This is a genomic window from Spirosoma horti (genome assembly GCF_054776595.1).
On sequence record NZ_BAAHBQ010000002.1, the window covers coordinates 907,892 to 928,634 of the forward strand.

Annotated in this window: 11 protein-coding genes; all 11 read left to right on the top strand. The window is 49.4% G+C overall.

What is annotated here, in order from left to right:
* Positions 1-642: 642 nt before the first annotated feature.
* The 11 genes from ACYVAM_RS07725 to ACYVAM_RS07775 all read left to right on the top strand — a co-directional run bounded on the left by ACYVAM_RS07725 (position 643) and on the right by ACYVAM_RS07775 (position 20,675).
* Complete coding sequence (locus ACYVAM_RS07725) at positions 643-3,855, top strand: SusC/RagA family TonB-linked outer membrane protein (protein WP_461065563.1); 3,213 nt, start codon at positions 643-645, stop codon at positions 3,853-3,855.
* Between the two features lie 23 nt (positions 3,856-3,878).
* Positions 3,879-5,513: a RagB/SusD family nutrient uptake outer membrane protein gene (locus ACYVAM_RS07730; RefSeq protein ID WP_461065565.1), complete on the top strand. Its 1,635-nt coding sequence runs from the start codon at positions 3,879-3,881 to the stop codon at positions 5,511-5,513.
* 354 nt (positions 5,514-5,867) lie between these two features.
* A complete protein-coding gene (locus tag ACYVAM_RS07735; protein ID WP_461065567.1) occupies positions 5,868-8,900 on the top strand; it encodes a SusC/RagA family TonB-linked outer membrane protein in 3,033 nt (1,010 codons plus the stop codon).
* Positions 8,901-8,919: 19 nt separating this feature from the next.
* Positions 8,920-10,311 (top strand): RagB/SusD family nutrient uptake outer membrane protein, encoded by a 1,392-nt coding sequence (locus tag ACYVAM_RS07740; protein ID WP_461065569.1) that lies wholly within the window; start codon positions 8,920-8,922, stop codon positions 10,309-10,311.
* A 22-nt stretch (positions 10,312-10,333) separates the two neighbouring features.
* Positions 10,334-11,164, top strand: coding sequence for a hypothetical protein (locus ACYVAM_RS07745; protein WP_461065571.1), 831 nt, complete (start codon positions 10,334-10,336; stop codon positions 11,162-11,164).
* A 21-nt stretch (positions 11,165-11,185) separates the two neighbouring features.
* Positions 11,186-11,680 (top strand): hypothetical protein, encoded by a 495-nt coding sequence (locus tag ACYVAM_RS07750; protein ID WP_461065573.1) that lies wholly within the window; start codon positions 11,186-11,188, stop codon positions 11,678-11,680.
* 4 nt (positions 11,681-11,684) lie between these two features.
* Complete coding sequence (locus ACYVAM_RS07755; protein WP_461065575.1) at positions 11,685-14,051, top strand: M43 family zinc metalloprotease; 2,367 nt, start codon at positions 11,685-11,687, stop codon at positions 14,049-14,051.
* A 168-nt stretch (positions 14,052-14,219) separates the two neighbouring features.
* Positions 14,220-14,810, top strand: coding sequence for an HD domain-containing protein (locus tag ACYVAM_RS07760; RefSeq protein WP_461065577.1), 591 nt, complete (start codon positions 14,220-14,222; stop codon positions 14,808-14,810).
* Between the two features lie 309 nt (positions 14,811-15,119).
* The gene (locus ACYVAM_RS07765) at positions 15,120-18,182 is read left to right on the top strand and encodes a SusC/RagA family TonB-linked outer membrane protein (RefSeq protein WP_461065579.1); all 3,063 of its coding nucleotides are present in this window, start codon (positions 15,120-15,122) and stop codon (positions 18,180-18,182) included.
* A gap of 15 nt (positions 18,183-18,197) precedes the next feature.
* The gene (locus ACYVAM_RS07770) at positions 18,198-19,568 is read left to right on the top strand and encodes a RagB/SusD family nutrient uptake outer membrane protein (protein ID WP_461065580.1); all 1,371 of its coding nucleotides are present in this window, start codon (positions 18,198-18,200) and stop codon (positions 19,566-19,568) included.
* Between the two features lie 99 nt (positions 19,569-19,667).
* The gene (locus tag ACYVAM_RS07775) at positions 19,668-20,675 is read left to right on the top strand and encodes a cyanophycinase (protein WP_461065582.1); all 1,008 of its coding nucleotides are present in this window, start codon (positions 19,668-19,670) and stop codon (positions 20,673-20,675) included.
* Positions 20,676-20,743: the final 68 nt, after the last annotated feature.

The following is a 20,743-nucleotide window of genomic DNA, read 5'->3' on the forward strand; positions in this document are numbered from 1 at the left end:
AACAGGCGAAGTGAGTTGCCTGTGGCTAGTCGCTTATATTACTTCCTAGGAATGCGCAGTAACCTAAGCACAAGACGGCTACCAGCGAAAATGAACCCTGCTCTCCCCAGTCAGGCATGTGTTTATCTATTAGGATGGGCAATTACTTAAGTAATTTTCTGTAATTCCGGCGTTTAGTCCGATAAGAACTAATTGATAATCCACAGACACATAGGGTAATAGTTAAATTTTACTATTTCTATCGCTGCACTAGCACATACAGAAAAGCCTCATTGTAAGTATAGTTACATTATGCTCTTTAGTAAGAGGTTGTCCCATATATAATAAAAATACTATTTAGTATAGTTCTGTAATGGTGGCTTAAGTTGTATTTAAGTGCGTATATTTTATATTTTTCTTCTAATTGATAAGTATATGTAAGAAATACTCAGTTTGTTTTTGTTCTGAAATTGGCGAAAAAATTATCATGCGGCCATGTGGCTAATGATGTAATTTTAATAAAATGAAAATAATATTCTGTAATTATAGATAAAGTCACTATAAAAACTTATATAGGTCTAAAGTATAGAAATTTTGTATTGCGTTTTTTTGCTCATAGTTTTGTTGACAGGGAAAAGTAATTCATCCTAACTAACAACACTTATGAGTAGAATTCTATTATTGAGTTTCCTTTTAGTTAACTCAGTATTGTCCACGGCGTGGGCGCAGGAAAGGAAAGTCGTCGGTAAGGTTATATCGGCCGAAGACGGATCAGCCCTACCAGGGGTGTCAGTTGTCGTAAAAGGAACAACGAAAGGCGCAAATACCGATGCCAGTGGGGTATACGTCATTTCAATACCCAGTACAAAAGGTATTTCGCTGGTATTTAGCTTTGTGGGCGTTGTTACCCAAGAAGTAAAAGTTGGTAATGAGTCGGAGATAAACGTCAGTCTGGTATCCGACTCCCGCCAGTTATCCGAAGTCGTCGTAACCGGCGTCGGGGTAGCCACCACCAAGGCTAAACTGGGTATCGCCGTCGAATCCGTTTCGGCGAAAGATTTACCTGCCGCTCCAACGGCTTCTATCGATCAGGCACTTGTTGGTAAAATTGCGGGTGCCCAGATTGTCAGCGCCAACGGTACGCCGGGTTCAAAAGCAAATATTCTGCTTCGGGGTATCAACACCATCAACCGGGGTACGGCGCCTATCGTCCTGATGGATGGGGTTCAGGTTGGTTCGACCGATCTTAACTCATTGGATCTGAACACGATTGACCGGGTAGAGGTTATTCAGGGCGCTGCTGCCGGTACACTCTATGGCGCCCAGGGGGCGAATGGTGTTATTCAGTTGTTTAGCAAACGCGGCAAGGATGGCCCAGCTCAGATTAGCTTTTCGAACAGCTACGCCAGTAACTCGTATATCAATCAGGGTGGGGTTGGGCAAGCCGACAAACATGCCTTTGTAACGGATGCCAGCAACAATGTTATCGGTGTGTCGGGCAAGCCGCTCACGTTCGATCAGGCAACCAGCACCTGGAGCGAAAACGTGCAGTATAACGCGCTGGATGTGAACAGCCAGGCTAATAAACCATACGATCAGAACCTGAAGTTTTACGATTACTACAGCATGTTTTTCAAGCCTTCCGAAACGATCAACAACTCGTTGAACATATCGGGCGGGAGTGGAAGGGCTGATTACAGCATTACGGCGTCAAACAGCTATCAGACCACAATTCTGAAAAACAACGGCGCCTATAATCGGAGTAACCTCGTCAGCAACATAGGCATGACGCTGGCCAAGAACCTGACTTTGCGCAGTGTTACGCAATTGGTTTACACCAAAAACACAATCAACACCTATGACCGGGCCGTCTGGTATGACATCAACAATACCCGCCCTTTCAATAACTACGATTATAAGGATCCGGATGGAAACTACGCTGCTTATTATGGTAGCGCTTCGGGCGTAAACGGCTATAATCCAAATTACCGCCTGCAGTACCGGAACCATTATGACAATAAGGTCGATGTTATTCAGAGCATAGAATTGGATTATAAGCCAATCAAGTACCTGGACTTCAACGCTAAATATGGCCTAAACTACACCCAGGAAGAAGAACGGTACAACTACGCGAACCAGACACTGAACCGCAACATCATTGCCAACGGGGCTGGTTATGCTACGTCCACAAATGCCAGTGATGCCAAAGGAGAGATTTCTACATACGAATACAAAACGGTATTCCAGAATTTCCTGGCCAGTGCGTTCATCAAAACTGATTTTCAGGAGGATTTTAAACTGAACATCCCCATCCGGACATCGACGCAGATCGCTTTTGATTACCGGAAAAACAATTACAAGGAATTTGACACGTATGGTCTCGGTATTCCTACCTACACGCCGTATACGGGTGCTCAGGCCAGTACGTACCGGATATCACTGGATAACAGCACGCCGTTTGTAACATACGGTTACTTGATCAATCAGCATATCGAATACGGTGAATTACTGGGTGTAACGGCTGGTTTCCGTTCAGATTACTCGTCTGCCTTCGGTGGTGGGTCGACGCCGTTCACGTTCCCCCACGCCGATGGATATATTCGTCCTTCGTCGCTTAAGTTCTGGCAGAACAGCGCTTTAGGAACATACGTACCCGAATTCAAACTACGGGCAGCTTATGGTGAAGCCGGTATTCAGCCAAAACCATTCGACCGCTACGTGACATTAGGTACCCGGACATTTGGTACTAACAACGTATTCTATAACACGACGACACAAAGTAACCCGGATCTGGGTGTAGAGGTCTCGAAAGAACTCGAAATTGGCACTGATTTTACGGTGAAAGGCGGTAACGGTGACTGGCTCAAACGGCTTAATTTCTCGTTTAGCTACTGGAACCGCTCGACCGATAACGCGATTTACAATGTGAACTCGGCTCCGTCGACCGGCATCGGTACGGTTAAAGATAATGCATTCTCACTATCCTCTAAAGGAACGCAGTTATCCATAAACGCAACGGTTTACCGCGGTACTAACTTTACCTGGAATCTTACGACCAATTTCGGGCATCAGAGCTCACAGATCGACGCCGTAAAAGGAAATCAGCAGATTGTTGTCACATCCAGCGCCGGTAGTACGAACTATGTGCTGAAAGCAGGTCAGAAAATTGGCCAATTGTTCGGTTACTTAGGCATTCACAGCCTGGACCAGATTCTCCCTGATGGCACCCCCGCTATTTCGGAAGCTAACAGACCTAACTACGAAGTCGCCAGCAATGGATACGTCGTTAACAAAACGACCAAACAGCCGCTCTTTAGCTCAGGTCAATACAGCTTTGGCGACCCGAACCCCAAGTTTGTTTCGTCGTTCATCAATGATATTTCATTCCGGGATATCGTGACGCTGAATTTCCAGTTCGATTGGACGCAGGGAAGCCATTTATACAACCAGACGAAAGAATGGATGTATCGCGATGGTATCCATAAGGATTACACGACACCAATCACGATCAATGGGCAGACCGGTGCCTGGACCGCTTTCTACCGGGGTATTTATCAGGCCGGTGCCAACAACGGCACAAAGGATTACTTCTACGAAGACGCTTCATTCGTTCGTTTGCGGAATATCGCCTTAGGTGTCGAGTTAACGAAACTCATCAAGTTACCCATGCGTCGTCTACAGGTTGTCTTTAGCGGCCGTAACCTGCTGACATTCACGAAGTATACTGGTTTCGATCCTGAAATTAGTTCGGGTCAGACAACGGGTAGCAATTTAGCCAGCGGTGGTGGCGAAAACTCGGCCTGGGACCGGGGCACAGATCACAACACGACGCCAAACAATCGCTCGTATCAGGTCTCGCTTAACTTCGGTTTCTAATTTATTTTCAGCACGAAAAACTCATGAAAACATCTATAAAAAATACGGTTTTATCGCTTGCCATGGTTAGCCTTCTGGGTGCCTGCAAGGAGCAACTGGATGTCAAAAATCCCAACCAGCCCACCCCCGCGAGTGCCTCTACCGAAACGGGGGTCATTGGTCTGGCTCAGGGTAGTGTGTACATCAACGGATTCAAAGACGGGATTAAATATTCTGATGGTGTTCCCGGTTATTTTTGGACAGGCGCTGTCGGGTTCCACGAAATGATGGGCGATGTGGTTGGCGAAGAGGCTGCCAACGTATATGGAAATCAGATTGGTATGCCCGATGTCGTCATTCTGGACGATGGCACGAAAGTGGTCAACCCCAGTTCGATCAATAGCCAAATTGCGCTGATCCGGACAATCAACACGAATGCCAATGCCGGAGCGAATCCGTTATTCTACGAATGGGGGTATATGTACAACCTGAATAACGCGATGAATAACGTAATTGACATTACTAAAGCAACGACCTTCTCGGGTGATGCTACTGGTTCGGCTGCTAAAAAGAACACGATTTTGGCCTGGGCTTACTGGTGGAAAGGGTATGCCTATTCCCGGATTGGCTCGATGTACTATGCGGGTTTAATCAACGACAAAACGGCGGCTACCAATGCCAACTATGTCACGAAAGAGAAAATCATTGAGGAAGCCAATAAAAACCTCGATCAGGCAGCTACGTTACTGACGGCGCTGGGCTCGGATGCCAACTACACCGCCACCATTACGGCATTGGTTCCGCAGTTTAACCAGGTTGGTAAAGGCGTTCCACCAACGACGGACATGTGGAAACGCAGCATCAATACGCTCAAAGCCCGCAATATTCTGGCGAACACGACAGCCGCTGCTATGACGGCCGCTCAGTGGGGGCAGATTCTGACGTTGACGAATGATGGCGTAAAATCGACAGACAACGTATTTACGGGGCGTTCGACGGATAACGCCGATTTTATCTCCAGTGTCAACGGCAGCATGGCCGCCAAATCGACGGGTGTACCGGGTACGGTTACGTATAAAATCAGCGAGCGCTTGATTCAGGACTTCCCGACGGGCGACAAACGGTTGACGAATAATTTCACGCAACTTGCAGCCCCAGCGCTGTTCAACTCTGACCGTGGTAACTCGTTCAACACACGCTGGCAGTTAGTGAGTGGTGGTAAAGGACAGGCCGGTGTCGTTGTCCTGAGCAACCTGACGGTTGGTGCCTACGAACTTTACCTGGCTAGTACGTACGAAGAAAACGAACTGATGAAGGCCGAGGCTAAAATCTACACGGGCGATATTGCTGGTGGCTTGGTGTCTATCGATGCGGTTCGTTCGTTCCAGGGCGCTGGTTTGGCACCGTTGAGCGGTCTATCGCTGGCCGAGGCTAAAGAAGCCCTTCGCAAGGAACGTCGGGTTGCTCTGGTCTTCCGCGGCTTATCCTTCTACGATGCCCGTCGCTGGGAAGTCATTACGAAAGGCCGTACGGGTGCTGTTGTGGTCGATAAAGCCGGTAAGGTGAACACGAATGCCACCATCCAGTATAACTTCCTCGATTATTGGGATGTGCCCGATAACGAGTTAGCCTATAATCCGGCTGCTACGGGTAGCGCACCCATAAAGAACCCGAAGTAATCTCGACGCATACTGTTTTACTATTACATAGCTAATGAAATACGGTTATAAAGGCTCTCTGCTACTGGCAGGGAGCCTTTTTGCTTTACTGAAACGAACTTAGTGGCTAAAATGTAACCGGTTCTGAATCGAACGGACGAAAATTGACGTATAGGCAGTAAAATCAGGTAGATCGACGCTCAGGATTGAGTAAAGAAAAGGATCCGTAGGCCACCTTCCTCCGTCCGTAGATTTATACGATAGAGGTGATTTTTGCGTTTGAAAAAATAGTAGCTTGCTACGTTTTCTAGTATATTGTTTTGTTTGTTTGCGTACCAGAACTTTAAATGACTTTACTTGGAGTATAACATATACATGAGGAAATTTTATCGTGGTATTATCTGGTCAGCATGGCTACTCATGCTGCCGGGCTATTTGCTCGCCCAAAGTCAGCGTATAACGGGTAGAGTGACTTCGGCGCAGGATGGACTGCCCATTCCCGGCGTCAATATTGTCGTAAAGGGAACAACCAATGGGGTCAGTACCGACGCTAATGGTAATTATAGCATCACCGCTCCTGGCCCTACGGCTGTCTTGTTGCTTTCTTCAATTGGACTGGTATCGCAGGAAGTAACCGTTGGTAACCGCACGGTGGTCAATGTGAAAATGCAGGAAGCCGTCAATGAGTTGACGCAGGTAGTCGTTACGGGCTACAACACAACCCAGCGTAAAGACATTACCGGTTCTATTGCGTCCATTTCGCCTGATAAATTTAAAGATATTCCCGTAGCCAGTTTCGATCAGGCCCTACAAGGGCAGGCGGCTGGCGTACAGGTAACCCAGTCATCGGGTACACCCGGTGGAGGGCTTACCGTTCGTATCCGGGGGAATACGTCGATATCGGCCTCTAACCGACCCTTGTTCATTGTCGATGGTGTTCCGGTGGAAGATGGGAATCTATCTGATCGTGATTTTGGCGGGCAAACGGACAATGCCTTTGCCCTGTTTAACCCCAACGATATTGAGTCTATACAGGTATTGAAAGATGCCTCGGCAAAAGCCATTTACGGATCAAGGGCGGCTAATGGTGTCGTGCTGGTGACGACTAAACGGGGAAAAGCGCAGAAAACGACCTTTACCGCTGATGTACAGCGGGGAATGACGGATGTGGTTCGTCGGCCCAATCTGTTGAATGCAACGGAATTGCTCGATCTACAGCGGGAGGCTGTTACCAATGCCGGACTGGATCCCGATAAATTAGGCTTAATTAAAGGGGTCACCGATGGGCAAAATACCGACTGGATAAATGCTGTGCTTCGGAAAGGGGTTTATCAGCAATATCAACTGTCGACCCAGGGTGGTAATGATCGCACTCAGTTTTACCTCAGCGGTAGCTATCGTAACGAGCAGGGTGTTCAACTGAACAACCAGTTTACCCGTTTTACGGGTCAGTTAAAGTTAGATCATAAGGCGACCGACAAGCTTTCATTCGGAACGAACCTGACGCTGTCCAGAGTGCTGAACAAGCGCGTAAAAGGTGATAATTTCCTGGATGGCGTTTATTCAGGAGCGATAAAAAGCCTGCCTTATTACTCCCCTTACAACGAACAGGGTCGGCTTTATGGCCCCGCTGATGCCGAGTACCCGGGCTTTCCAAATTTTAACCCGGTGGCTCAGGCCTTATTACCACGTTTCAATGCGTATACCGTTAAAATTCTTGGCGGCCTATACGCTGAATATGAAATTCTACAGAACCTGCGCTTCCGCTCGAAAGTCAGTATCGACTATAATAATGTAACAGAAGATCAGTTTGAACCGTCTACAACGGCCATTGGTGGTTTTCTGACCAGTGTAGGTGGACAGGGTTATGGTGTTTTTATCAATACAGCCGTATCGACTTTTGTCAATACAAACACATTGACCTATAATTTTCAACTGGCTGAAAAACATCAGTTCAACGCATTAGCGGGCTTTGAAGTCTTGCAGCGTACGCAGCGGAGTGGCAATGTTCAGGGAAGGTTGTTTCCCAGTGATGACTTTACTTACATAAATTCAGCCGGTATCGTTGATCAGGGCGGATCGACTGTGGTGAATAGTGGTTTGCTATCTTCTTTCGGCGAGGTCCGGTACAGCTATGATGAGAAATACCTGGCCACGATAACTGCTCGCTACGATGGCTCGTCACGTTTTGGTCAGAGTAAGCAGTTCGGTGTATTTCCATCTGCATCGTTCGCCTGGCGCCTGTCAAGCGAGAAATTTATGGAGCGTTTTCGGTTCCTGAGTGATTTGAAGCTGCGGGCTAGTTATGGCTTTACCGGTAACGAACGTATTGGTGATTTTCAGTTCCTGGGTACCTGGTCGTCAGTTACTTATAGTGGATCAACGGGTGTAGGGCCTCAAGCACTGGCCAATGCCAGCCTGCAATGGGAGCGTACCCGCGAATCGAACATCGGTCTGGACGCGTCTTTCTTTAGTGGACGACTCAATGTGATTCTCGACGCGTATGACAACCTGACGGATAAGCTGTTATTTGCTCAGCCTATCCCGCAAACCACAGGTTTCAGTACGGTGCAGGGCAATATCGGGAAAGTATCGAACAAAGGTCTAGAACTGACTATATCGACGGTCAATTTAAACCGGGCTGTTCGCTGGAGTACGGATCTGAACCTGTCGCACAATAGCAATAAAGTAGTGGAACTGGCCAGTTCAGAGCCGGTTTTTCGGGGATATACAGGAAATGGAGTTTCAAATACGAACGTTGTATTAGCAGGCCAGCCTCTGGGAACATTCTGGGGATTGAAGTTTTTAGGTGTTGATCCAGCCACGGGCGATGCCATTTACGACGATAAAAACGGCGATGGTCGCATTACCCCTGCTGATGGACAGGTTATCGGCAATGCCCAGGCTAAGTTATACGGTGGCCTAACGAACAAAGTCTCCTGGAAAGGGATTGATTTGAGCGCTCTGCTTCAATTTTCGTACGGAAACAGCATTCTGAATTTTTCAAATCAGACGCTGCTGAACTCCGGTGCCGATATCCAAAATAACCAGACCCGGCAGGCGTTGAAACGGTGGCGTAAAGAGGGAGATATCACGAGCGTTCCCCGCTACGTGTATCAGAATACATATAATAACTACACGAGTAGCCGGTTTATCGAAGATGGATCGTATCTGCGTTTGAAAAACGTATCGCTGGGGTATAATTTTCCGAAGGCCTGGATCAATAAATATAAGGTCAGCAATGCCCGACTGTATGTTTCAGCAACGAATATTCTGACCTGGACACGCTATTCAGGACCCGACCCGGAAGTAAGCACGCTGGATGGATCGACCACCGCTCAGGGTATTGACTTCTTTACGTTACCTCAGGTAAAAACTCTGGTTGTGGGAGCAACGCTCAATTTTTAATCTGCTACTTCGCTTACCGATGATTCGCTATATACGATATACATTATTGATTACGCTGATTGGCCTGGCTGCCTGTCAGGAAGTATTGGAGCCTAAACCGGTAACATTGCTGGTCGATGAGCTGGTACTCAACGAGCCAAACGACGTGCAGCCGGTTCGGATTGGTCTTTACAGTGCTTTCCGGAGTATGGCGGCTCCAAATATCATAGCCGGCGATTTTACCGCCGATTACATTCAGGCCAATGGTACATTCAACGATGAAATTGAACTGGCTACCAAGCGGATCACCGCTACGAATGGGGCCGTCGATGCGTTATGGAGCGGATTGTACCGGACTATCTACGTAGCTAACTTTATTCTGGAGCGGTTGCCTGCATTAACGACCGTGCCGGAAGCTACCCGCAAACAGGTACTTGCCGAAGCCCGGTTTATGCGCGGATGGGCCAACTTCATCGGTGTTTATACCTATGGAGACATCCCTAAAGTTATATCAACCGATCAGGCGGCTAACCGAACTATTCCACGAACGGCCAAAGCCGATATGCTGGCGTCTGTTCTGGCTGACTATCAGGCGGCTTTGGCTGATTTGCCAGCCGTAACTCTTCCAGCTACCAATGCAACGACGAATGCCGCTTACCTGAATAAAATAAATTGTCAGGCGGCCCTGTCCCGCTATTATTTATATCTGAAAAACTGGGCACAGGCCGAACAGTTGGCTACGGTTGTTATCAACTCAGGCGTGTATACCTTACAAACCAATTTTTCTGATATCGTTACAAAAGATTTTACCAGCGAATCAATCCTCGAAGTGGGTTATAATTTGACCGATGATCCGGGAACCAGCAATGACCCTGTTACCAATTCGCCTGGGTTGAACAACTTGCTGGTTGGCCGCCGTGAAGTCATTCCCTCCAATCAATTAGTAAGTTCACTACTCTCAGTCGAAGCCGGTACACGGAGTGCAACTATTAGTTTCAATGCGCAACAGCAACGGGGTAATGATAATGGTTGGACCGTGCGAAAATATGGGACAGCCTCTGAAGATAACAACAACATTGTGTTGATGCGGTTGGCCGAGATGTATTTGATTCGGGCTGAAGCGAGGGCACAACAGGGCAAACTAACGGGTACAACGGGGGCCATCGCCGACTTAAACGTGCTTCGTATCCGGGCAAAAGCACCAGCGGTAACAGCAGGGGCTCAGGCCGATGTGTTGCTGGCCGTTGAGCGAGAGCGAGTGTATGAACTGGCGTTTGAAGGGCAACGCTGGTATGATCTGGTGCGAACGGGGCGGGCGCAGGCTGTTATGTCGGCGTTTTCGCCAAGCTGGAATAGTCGCTATGAGCTTTGGCCTATACCCCAGCGGGAAATTCAACAAAATCCGGCCCTTCAACAGAATCCAGGTTATTAAGTAACAGAGCGTTCTACTAATTATGAGAAAACATAAACTATACGGGCTAATCGGAATGGTCGTGTTGCTTGGCATGGGAATAGTCGCCTGTGAAAAAAGCGACGTTGACCGTACGTTCGAAGGACCTTATTTTGTCCGCTTTACCGATACGACCGTCACCTATAAAGAGAGCTATAGTAAACCGATTGCTATTCAAGTTCATAATGTTGGTCCCATCCTGGACCAACCCATTACGGTCAATTACGTGGTAAGCGGCACCGCCCGCGAAGGGAAAGACTATACTATAGTTGGCACAAAAGGAACGGTGGTTATTCCCGCTAAGGCAAGTACGGGTAACATTATGGTGCAGTTAATTAACAACGCCAATAACATTCTGGAATCATCCTCGCTAACGTTTACCCTCACGGGTGTTCAGCCGAGCACCTTGCAGGTTGGATTTGGACAGAATAACGTTGTTGGGAAAACTCTGGCGTTGACTATCCAGGACGATTGTTTGTTAGGTGGCTCCTATACGGGTACACAGAAATATGGCGCACAGACAGCGACCGTTCCTAATATCGCCATTACCAGCACCGACTGTAAGAGCTACCTGGTGAGCAACTGGAATTTGGGTATTCCCTTTTTCTCGTTCGATGCCATTAAGCCAACCCTGACCTTTATCGATAATGGGGATAATTCACTTACCGTTCCGACGCAAAGCAATTCGGAATTAGGCTCAACGGATACCATTAAGGGAAGCGGTGCCTGGAATCCACGCAGCAAAGTAATTACCTTGAATCTTCAGTTCAAGATCGCACTCAGTGCCACAAAAGACACAACCCTGAATTACGTACAAACCTATACGCCCCAGTAAGGCATTTGACGAATTTCGACTATGCGACAGTTTATACGCTTATTATTCATTCCGGCTGTGATCGGATGGCTCCTGGGGGGCTGTTCGGAGAAGATAGAGCCCAAGCCCGCTACGTATTCGCAACTGCTAACCGGCACTGATAAGAAATCCTGGCGCATGGTTTCCCTTCAGATTATTGACAACGGTACGCCGTCGGGCGTCATACCCATTTCTCAAAGTGGCGTCAATCCCTGTATAACAGACGACATTTGTACGTTTTACGCCGATGCGGAACACAAATTTGAAGCGAGCGAGGGAGCATCCAAGTGTAGTGCCTCCGACCCGGATGTTTACGTAACCGATACATGGACGCTCGTTAATGCCAATGCGACGGTAGAATTTTATCTGCCGGTATTGAATGGGAAATATCCATGGACGATTAAAAACCTGACAGCCACAGTGCTCACGATTCAGTATTATTTCCCGGATATTGATGCTAGCTACCAGTTTACGTTTAACTCGACCACAACTAAATAGGCGTATGTTTCGATTATTACTCAGCCTACTACTGCTCATTCTGGTCACTGTTGGTGTTCGTGCTCAGACACCTCAGCAATGTAGTACCATGCAAATGGACAGCTTGCTTCGCGCCAAACACCCCGAAATGGGAACCCTCGCTGATTTCGAGCGGTCGTTGCAGCGCAAAATGATCGAGCTGAAAAAGCAGATGGCCAATGGCCGGACTGGCCTGGCTACGGTCATTACCATTCCGGTTATCGTTCACGTGGTGCACAATGGCGAGTCGGTTGGCGCGGGCCGAAACATCAGTCGGGCGCAGGTTCAGGCCCAGTTGGCCACGCTGAACGAAGATTACCGCCGGAAAGCAGGGACACGAGGGTTCAATGACAGTCCCGTTGGAGCCGATATTGAAATTGAGTTTTGTCCCGCCGTGGTCAATCCGCAGGGGCAGGCCATGGCTGAACCAGGCATTGACCGGTACAACGGCAACCAGGCCAACTGGAATCAGAATAATATCGAAGGCGTATTGAAACCCAGCACCTACTGGAACCCCGATAAATATTACAACATCTGGGTGGTTGACTTAAACGACGTTGTGGCGGGTGGCGGTCAACTGCTGGGCTACGCACAGTTTCCAAGCCAGTCGAACCTGGCCGGTATTCCCAGCGACAGCCCGGCCAGTACCGATGGCGTAGTGATCGATTATCGTTCCTTCGGTAATGTGGATAAAGGAAGCTTTCCAACCATGCGGGCTACGTATAACCTGGGCCGTACGTTAACGCACGAAACCGGCCACTGGCTGGGCCTGCGCCACATTTGGGGTGATGCCAATTGTGGTGACGATTTTGTGGCCGATACCCCACCGCAGGCATCGGCGAGTAGTGGCTGTCCGGTAGGTCGGGTAAGTTGCGGGGCCACGAACATGGTGCAGAACTACATGGATTACTCTAATGACGCCTGCATGAACATTTTCACCCTAAATCAGAAAGACCGCATCCGGGCGGTGATGGCGTTGAGTCCCCGTCGGCTTAGCCTGTTATCGTCCAACGTATGTGGTACGTTGGTGGCTACCCGCCCCGTGTCGAACTTCCGGGCCGATAACCAGCAGGTGTTGCTGGGCGGACAGATCAAATTTAACGATCTGTCGGATGGTTTCCCGACGAGCTGGTTGTGGACATTTGAAGGCGGCACACCCGCTACGTCAACCGAGCAGAACCCGACCGTTACCTACACCCAGCCGGGTAAGTTCAAGGTGACGCTGGTTACCACGAACGCCATTGGTCAGTCTGACCCCGTCGTTCGTACAGAATACATTGAAGTCCTGAATGCAGGTCTTTGCAATGAAATGACCAACTTCAACGGAACGCCAACCGTATTGCGGGAAGTGAACGGAACGGGCTATGTTGCCGGTCAGAATAGCCACCGGAGCCAGGCTGTTTCGGAGTTTTTTGCCAACAAGCTGGGGTATTCAAATCTGGCCGGAGCCTCCCTGAAATTCGGCGTAGCGAAAGCGGCCAAGGGAGCAACAACCGAGTCGGTGGTGACGGTGACGGTCTGGAACGGACGGGGCTTCCAGAATGGGCCGGGTGCTATTCTGACGCAGAAAGATGTTCCCTTACGAGTTATTCTGGCTGACGTGGCCGCTAATCGGCCAACGACAGTAACCTTTGACCGGAACGTACCGTTGAGCAGTTTACCCTTCCACATTGGTATCACTTTGCCCTATGCGTCGGGTGATACGGTAGCGCTGGTGACGACCAAAAATGGGGAGTCGCTTTCGGCAACATCCTGGCGCCAGAATCAAAAAGGCGACTGGCTGCGGTATGCCGATAGTCTGGGGCTAAACGTGGCGCATAACATCGCGGCTGTTGTGGGTCAGAAATCATTCGTTCAAATCGCGGCCTCCGCTATCTTCATCGATCCGGGACAAACCGTTACCCTGAATGCCCGTGGGGCCAGCATTTTCACCTGGTCGGGAGCGGGGCTGAATACGACCCTGGGACCACAGGTCATTGCCCAACCGACACAAACGACGTCGTATACGGTAGCGGGTTCGGGGCTGGATCTGTGCAGCACCACGGCCGTCGTGACCATCAACGTTCGGGCGGGAACCGTCACGGCGGCAACGCCCCTGGCTGAGCAGTCCTTACAAGTAACACCTAACCCGAGTGACGGGCAAATAATGGTGTTGTTCAACAGTCCGCAGCGGGGCACCTTAACGTTGGGTGTACGTAACGTGAACGGAGTTGAACTTACCCGGCAAACTCATCAGAAAACAGCCGACCTGTTCCAGCAACCTCTCGACTTGAAAACCGTCCCCGCAGGCGTGTATTTTGTGGAGGTCAGGGTAGGAGAACAGGTATTTAGGAGACGGATTGTGAAGCAGTAGAATGAAAAAGAGTAGGCGGATCGCCTACTCTTTTTCATTCTGCCTGTTTTTTTATTCACCAGCTTCTTCACTAATTAAGCGATTGACAGGCCAAATGCCCTCATTGGCCGGGCGTAGTTATTGATGTAGTTTTGTGTATCAGACAAAGGGGCTTAATCATAAGTGAAAATGGAAATGGACAATCTGATAAAGCAGGTAGCTTTTATTAAGGAAATTGATAAACTCAAGTATATACAGCGGAAGACCAGGTTGTTCAACAGTGACAGGCATGAAAATGACGCCGAACATAGTTGGCATCTTGCCATGATGACCCTTGTTTTAGCCGAGCATTCGGATGTTCCGGTCGATGTATTGAAAGTCCTTAAAATGGTCTTGATTCATGATATTGTGGAGATTGATGCTGGTGATACATTTATCTATGACACGCAGAAAAATCATACGAATACCAACGAAGAATTAGTGGCGGCAAAGCGAATTTTTGGCCTATTACCACAAAAGCAAGCGGATGAGTTTATTGCTATTTGGGCGGAGTTTGAGGAAGGGTTAACCAATGAAGCGAAATTTGCACGAGCCATGGACAGGTTTGAGCCACTGCTGCAAAATACGTCCAATGAGGGCGGTACCTGGGCAGAGTTTGATGTAAACTACCAAAAGGTGTATGACAAGAAAAAAGCAATCAAAAAGGGCTCAACCAAAATTTGGGATTATGCAGAAGGATTAATCAACCAAAGCGTTGATCGTGGAATACTGAAAAAATAATGAAAAGCGCTGAACAGGTAGTGAAGTAGTTAATAAAGTTCTAAAGGTAGATTTACACAGAAGAAGCGGTTGGCAGAGATTCATAGAGAATCTCTGCCAACCGCTTCTTCTGTGTAGTCTTATATGGGAATAATATATATTAATTCATTGTATGATATACTATAATTTTATATTAGTACATTATTTTGCTTATCAGGACAAAGATGCGATGTACTTTAAATTTACAATCTAGGATTTATGTAGTTATTCTTGATAATACAGAATATTGCTTTGTACTTTTGTCGTTTTATAAATTTAATCTATCAACAAATGAGAAATCTTTTACTACTTCTGTTGATTGCCTGGTGCAGTGTTCTGACAACCAACGTCAGCGCTCAGCAGGAGCGTCGAGTGACGGGGAAAGTCAGTTCGGCAGAAGATGGGTCCCCGTTGCCGGGCGTATCGGTCGTTGCAAAGGGAACCACCAAAGGCACGCAAACAGATGCCGACGGAAACTACTCGATTACGCTGCCAGCCAACATTGGCACACTGGTGTTCAGTTTCGTCGGGGTAACAACGCAGGAGGTAGCCATCGGTAATCGGTCTGCGGTCAATGTAACCATGGCTAATGACACGCGTGCCCTGGATGAGGTGATCGTGACTGGATATGGAGCCCAGTCGAAACGTAACCTGACCGGCAATATCGCCAAAGTAGGTTCCCGCGATATCGAAAATATTCCCGTGCCCAGCGTCGAGCAGGCGTTGCAGGGTAAAGTAGCCGGGGTTCAAATTACATCGCTGAATGGTAAAGTGGGCCAGGGGCTTCAAATCCGGGTGCGGGGCTCCTCGTCCCTGACGGCCAGCAGCCAGCCACTTTATGTCATTGACGGTATTCCGATGACGTCGGCCGACCAGTCGTCGACAACGGCACCAACCAACCCCATTGCCGACCTGAACCCCAACGATATCGAGTCGCTGGAAATTTTGAAAGATGCTTCGTCTGCCGCTATTTATGGCGCACGGGCTTCGAATGGCGTGGTGCTGATTACGACTAAGAAAGGTCGGGCTGCCAAAACAACCTTCGAAGCATCGGCCCAAATGGGTGCCAGTAATCCCACGCACCTGCGCCAGTGGCTCAATACCCAGCAGTACGTTGAGCTGTTGCAGGAAGCACGGGCCAACACGGACGCTACATCGGCGACTTCACTGGCTAACCGGTTTACGCGTTATTCCGCTGGTGATCCGACGGGTTGGCAGGGTGAAAATCCAAAATACAACACCGACTGGCAGAAAGAAGCATTTCAGAAAGCCCCTTCGCAGCAGTATGACCTGAGTGCGCGGGGGGGAGATGCAAAGACCCGTTTCTTCATTTCGGGCCAGTATTTCGATCAGAGCGGGATTATTATCAAGAACCGCTTTCGCCGGTTGAGCGGCCGGGTGAATCTGGACCACACAGCCACGGATAAGCTGACCCTGGGGGTGAACTTCAACCTGTCGCATTCGATCAACGACCGCGTATCGAATGATAACGCTTTCTCGACGCCGATGCAGATTGTGGCTTTACCGGCCATGACGCCCGTTATTGATCCGCGCACTAACCAACTAAGCGGTGATTATACACTGTATTATAACCCGCTCTTGAACCGCGACTACGCTGCCTTGCAGGCGCGTGTGTATCGGGTCATCGGCAATGTCTATGCGGATTACAAACTTCTGCCCGGTCTGTCGTTCCGTACGGAATTTGGAACCGACCTGCTGGGCCAGCAGGAAGATGAATATTACGGACGGGAAACCCAGCGAAATACGGGTGCCCCAAATGGCCTGGGGTCGAACAGTTTCCGACAGGTAGCCAACTACACGACCAATAACTATTTCTCGTTTGGCCGGACCTTTGCCGAGAAACATGACATAGACGCTACTCTCGGTATGTCGTTTCAGGAATCGCGACTGAATCTCAATTCCGTTACGGGGCAGCAGTTCCCGAGTAACGCCTACAAGCAGATTTTGGCCGCGGCCAAAATTACAGCGGGCGATGGTCAGCAAAGCCAGTTCAGTTTCCTGTCATACTTTGCGCGGGTGAATTACCGCTTCAACAATCGCTATTTAGTAGGGGCTTCGGGTCGTATTGACGGCTCCTCCCGATTCGGTATCAACAGCCGGTATGGTTTCTTTCCGGCAGTATCAGCAGGCTGGATTCTGACTGAAGAGCCCTTCCTGAAAAATGTTCGTGCATTGAGCCTGCTAAAGCTACGGGCCAGCTATGGCCTGACCGGAAATGCTGAAATCGGCAACTACAGTTCACTGGCGTTATACGCTGCCACGAACAATGTGAACACATCTGCCGGTTACGCGGGCGTACCGGGGCAGGCTCCTTCGCAGATTCCGAACCCGGATCTGACCTGGGAGAAAACATTGCAAACCGACATTGGTCTTGAATTCGGTTTCCTGAACAATCGCTTCTCAGGTGAAATCGATTACTACCAGAAAAACACGAGCGGCCTGTTGCTGAACGTAAACGTGCCGGGTTCGTCAGGCTTCCGGACGCAGTTGCGGAACGTAGGTAAGCTGGAAAACAAAGGCTTTGAGTTCGTCTTCAACTCCAACAACCTCACCGGTCCGTTCAAATGGACAACCTCCCTGAACATTGCTTACAACAAGAACGTCGTCACTGATTTGGGCGGTACGACCATTACGGGTAGTTTCCTGAACCGGGCGCAGGAAGGCCAGCCGCTGGGCGTATTTGTAGGACCTGAATACGCTGGTGTGGACGTGCAAAATGGGGATGCGCTGTATTACCGAAACTCGACCAAAGCTGATGGAACGCTGGATCGGTCGACCACAAATAGCTACAACGAGGCCACTTATGTGCCGCTGGGTAGCCCATCGCCCAAGTTTATTGGTGGTATCACCAATACGTTCAATTACATGGGTATCGACCTCAGCGTATTGTTCAATGGACAGTCTGGAAACTACATCTACAATGGGGGAGGTAAATTTCAGTCAGCCAATGGCGATTACTTTGATAATCAATCGATTGATCAGTTGAATCGCTGGAAAAAGCCGGGTGACATAACCAATGTTCCTCAGGCTCGTTTGTATGGCGGAAATGGCACCGGCGAATCGTCCCGGTACCTGCAAAAGGGGGATTACGTTCGCTTACGGACCATCACGCTGGGCTATACCTTGCCGAAAACGCTCCTGACCCGCCTTCATTTGAGCCGGATCCGGGTTTTTGCTACGGGGCAAAACCTGCTGACGTTTACGAAGTACACCGGCTGGGATCCGGAAGTTAACTCGGATGCCTATACGAGCAATCCCGTTAACCTTGGTGTTGATTTTTATTCCGCTCCACAACCACGCACCATCATCGGTGGGCTACAAATTGGCTTCTAAGCGATAACACAACTTATGAGAACGAAACAATCAATCATACTGGCGTCGGTCATGTCGGTTGGCTTATGGCTGGCCTCCTGCAATAGCCAACTGGATATCAAACCGGTAAACTCGGTGGCTACGGGCCAGGCGCTGTCGACGGCATCGGACCTGAACGCGCTGCTCGTAGGGGGCTATGATGGCCTGAGTGGTATTAATTTATATGGGGGCAGTTTGATCCGCGATGGTGAATTGCTGGCGACTGTACCCTCTACCGGCGATGTAAACTGGACGGGCACCTATGTAGGGCCTCAGCAGATATACACGAAAAATATACTGGTCAACAACGATCAGGCGGATGTTACCTGGACGAATGCTTACCGCACGATCAACATCTGCAACACGGTACTGGCTAACCTGAACCTGGCCGCTACGGCCGATCAGGCCCGGATTGAAGGTGAAGCGAAATTTATTCGTGGCTCATTGTATTTCGAACTGGTACGATTCTACGGAAGAGACTGGAGCGATGGCGATCCGAATGCCAATCTCGGCGTTCCCATTGTAACGACACCAACGGTCAATCTCGATGCCAACTCAAATGTGTCACGTAGCACCGTGGCGGCTGTGTATGCACAGGTGCTAAAGGATTTGACTGATGCCGAAGCCAAACTGCCAGCCACAAACAGCTTCTTCGCCACAAAAGGTGCGGCTGGGGCGCAACTGTCACGGGTGTATCTGCAAAAAGCCGATTACCCGAATGCGGCCAGTGCAGCCAATCGGGTCATTACCAGTGGGAAATATCAATTGGTCGATATTGAAAGTGTGTTTGATACGCGGGAATTCCAGAACGGGATTAATACCAACGAAACGATTTTTGCGATTCAAATTACGGATCAGGATGGGATAAACGACGTCAATACATTCTACGGCTCATCGTCTGAAGGTGGCCGGGGAGACATCGATATAAACGAAAGCTTCCTTCAGCAGTTTGATGCCACCGACCAGCGGGCAAAGTTGTTCTATGACGACGATGGCCTTTTCCGGACTGTCAAGTTTATCAACCAGTACGGCAACATTCAGGTGTTACGCCTGGCCGAAATGTACCTGACCCGCGCTGAAGCCAACTTTCGGGCCGGTACTACGGTAGGCGATACACCGCTCAACGACATCAATGTTATTCGCAACCGGGCCGGGGCCACACCCCTGACCGCAGCACAGTTAACGCTGGCGAACATCCTGAAAGAACGTCGGCTCGAACTGGCTTTCGAAGGGACGTACATTCATGACATCAAACGGACAAAAGGCAGTGTGGGTGCATTGCCTTACAACTCGCCCAAACTGATTTTCCCAATTCCGTTGCGGGAGATAACGACCAACCCTGCGCTGGTGCAGAACGCTGGTTATTAATTTTTAGTAGTTTTACTGTCGAAATGGCGTGCCACGGTGTTAAGCCAAGGCACGCCATTTGCTTTTGTAACGTGGTGATGCGGCATTACTAAAGAACTCATGATCAAGATACTATCTGTTTTTTTGCTGTTCCTGAATGGTGGCATTGCCTCACTACAACCACTATCGGCACAACCCGCACCAGCCTATACTACCTGGACGGTGGGCGATACCGCCGATGTTGTCCGCCAGCCGTTGGGTGGTGTCGTATTGGCGGGCGGCAGCACCGATGTCGATGCGGCTATGCGCTGGTTTCTCCACCAGTCGGGTGGAGGTGATGTACTTATCCTCCGGGCATCAGGTAAGGATGGCTACAATGAGTATCTCTACCAGAAATTAGGCGAAACAGTTAATTCAGTGGAAACAATTCTGCTGAACAATCGCGAATTAGCCAGCAATCCGGCCATTGTCAGGAAAGTGCACACGGCTGAGGCCATTTTTCTAGCCGGGGGCGATCAGGGTAATTATGTGAAGTTTTGGCAGGGAACGCCCGTCGCTGATGCGCTGAATGAGCGTATTCGCCAGGGTGCCGTTGTGGGTGGCACCAGTGCCGGTTGCGGTATTTTGGGGCAGGTCTATTTTTCAGCCATTGAGGGGACTGTCACGTCGGAAGAGGCTTTGACAAACCCGTATGACAAACGAGTCGATCTGCGTCGGGATGATTTCCTGAAACAACCCTTATTAGCGAACACAATTACCGATATGCATTACAGCGCCCGCGAACGACAAGGGCGTCATCTGGCCTTTCTGGCTCGCGCCCTGACCGATTGGGGGCTGCCCATGCGGGGCATTGGGGTCGATGAGAAAACGGCCATCTGCGTCATGCCAGATGGTGCCACGAGCGTTTTTGGACAAGGGAATGCCTATTTTCTGCAAACGATGGGTACGAAGCCCGAACGTTGCCAGGCAAATCAGCCTCTGACATGGAAGCAGGCTGGCAAGGCTGTGCAGGTGACAACCGTAGCCGGTTCGGCTACGGGTACAGTCGGGTTTAATTTGGTAACTTTCCAGCCGGAGGTTACCGGACAGAGTCAGTATTGGTCTGTTGAAAATGGGGTGAGGCATTAAACCGGGCCGTTATCGACCGGTTACGAAGCAATCTGTTAAACCCTAAACTACCCGGCATAGTCAAACGT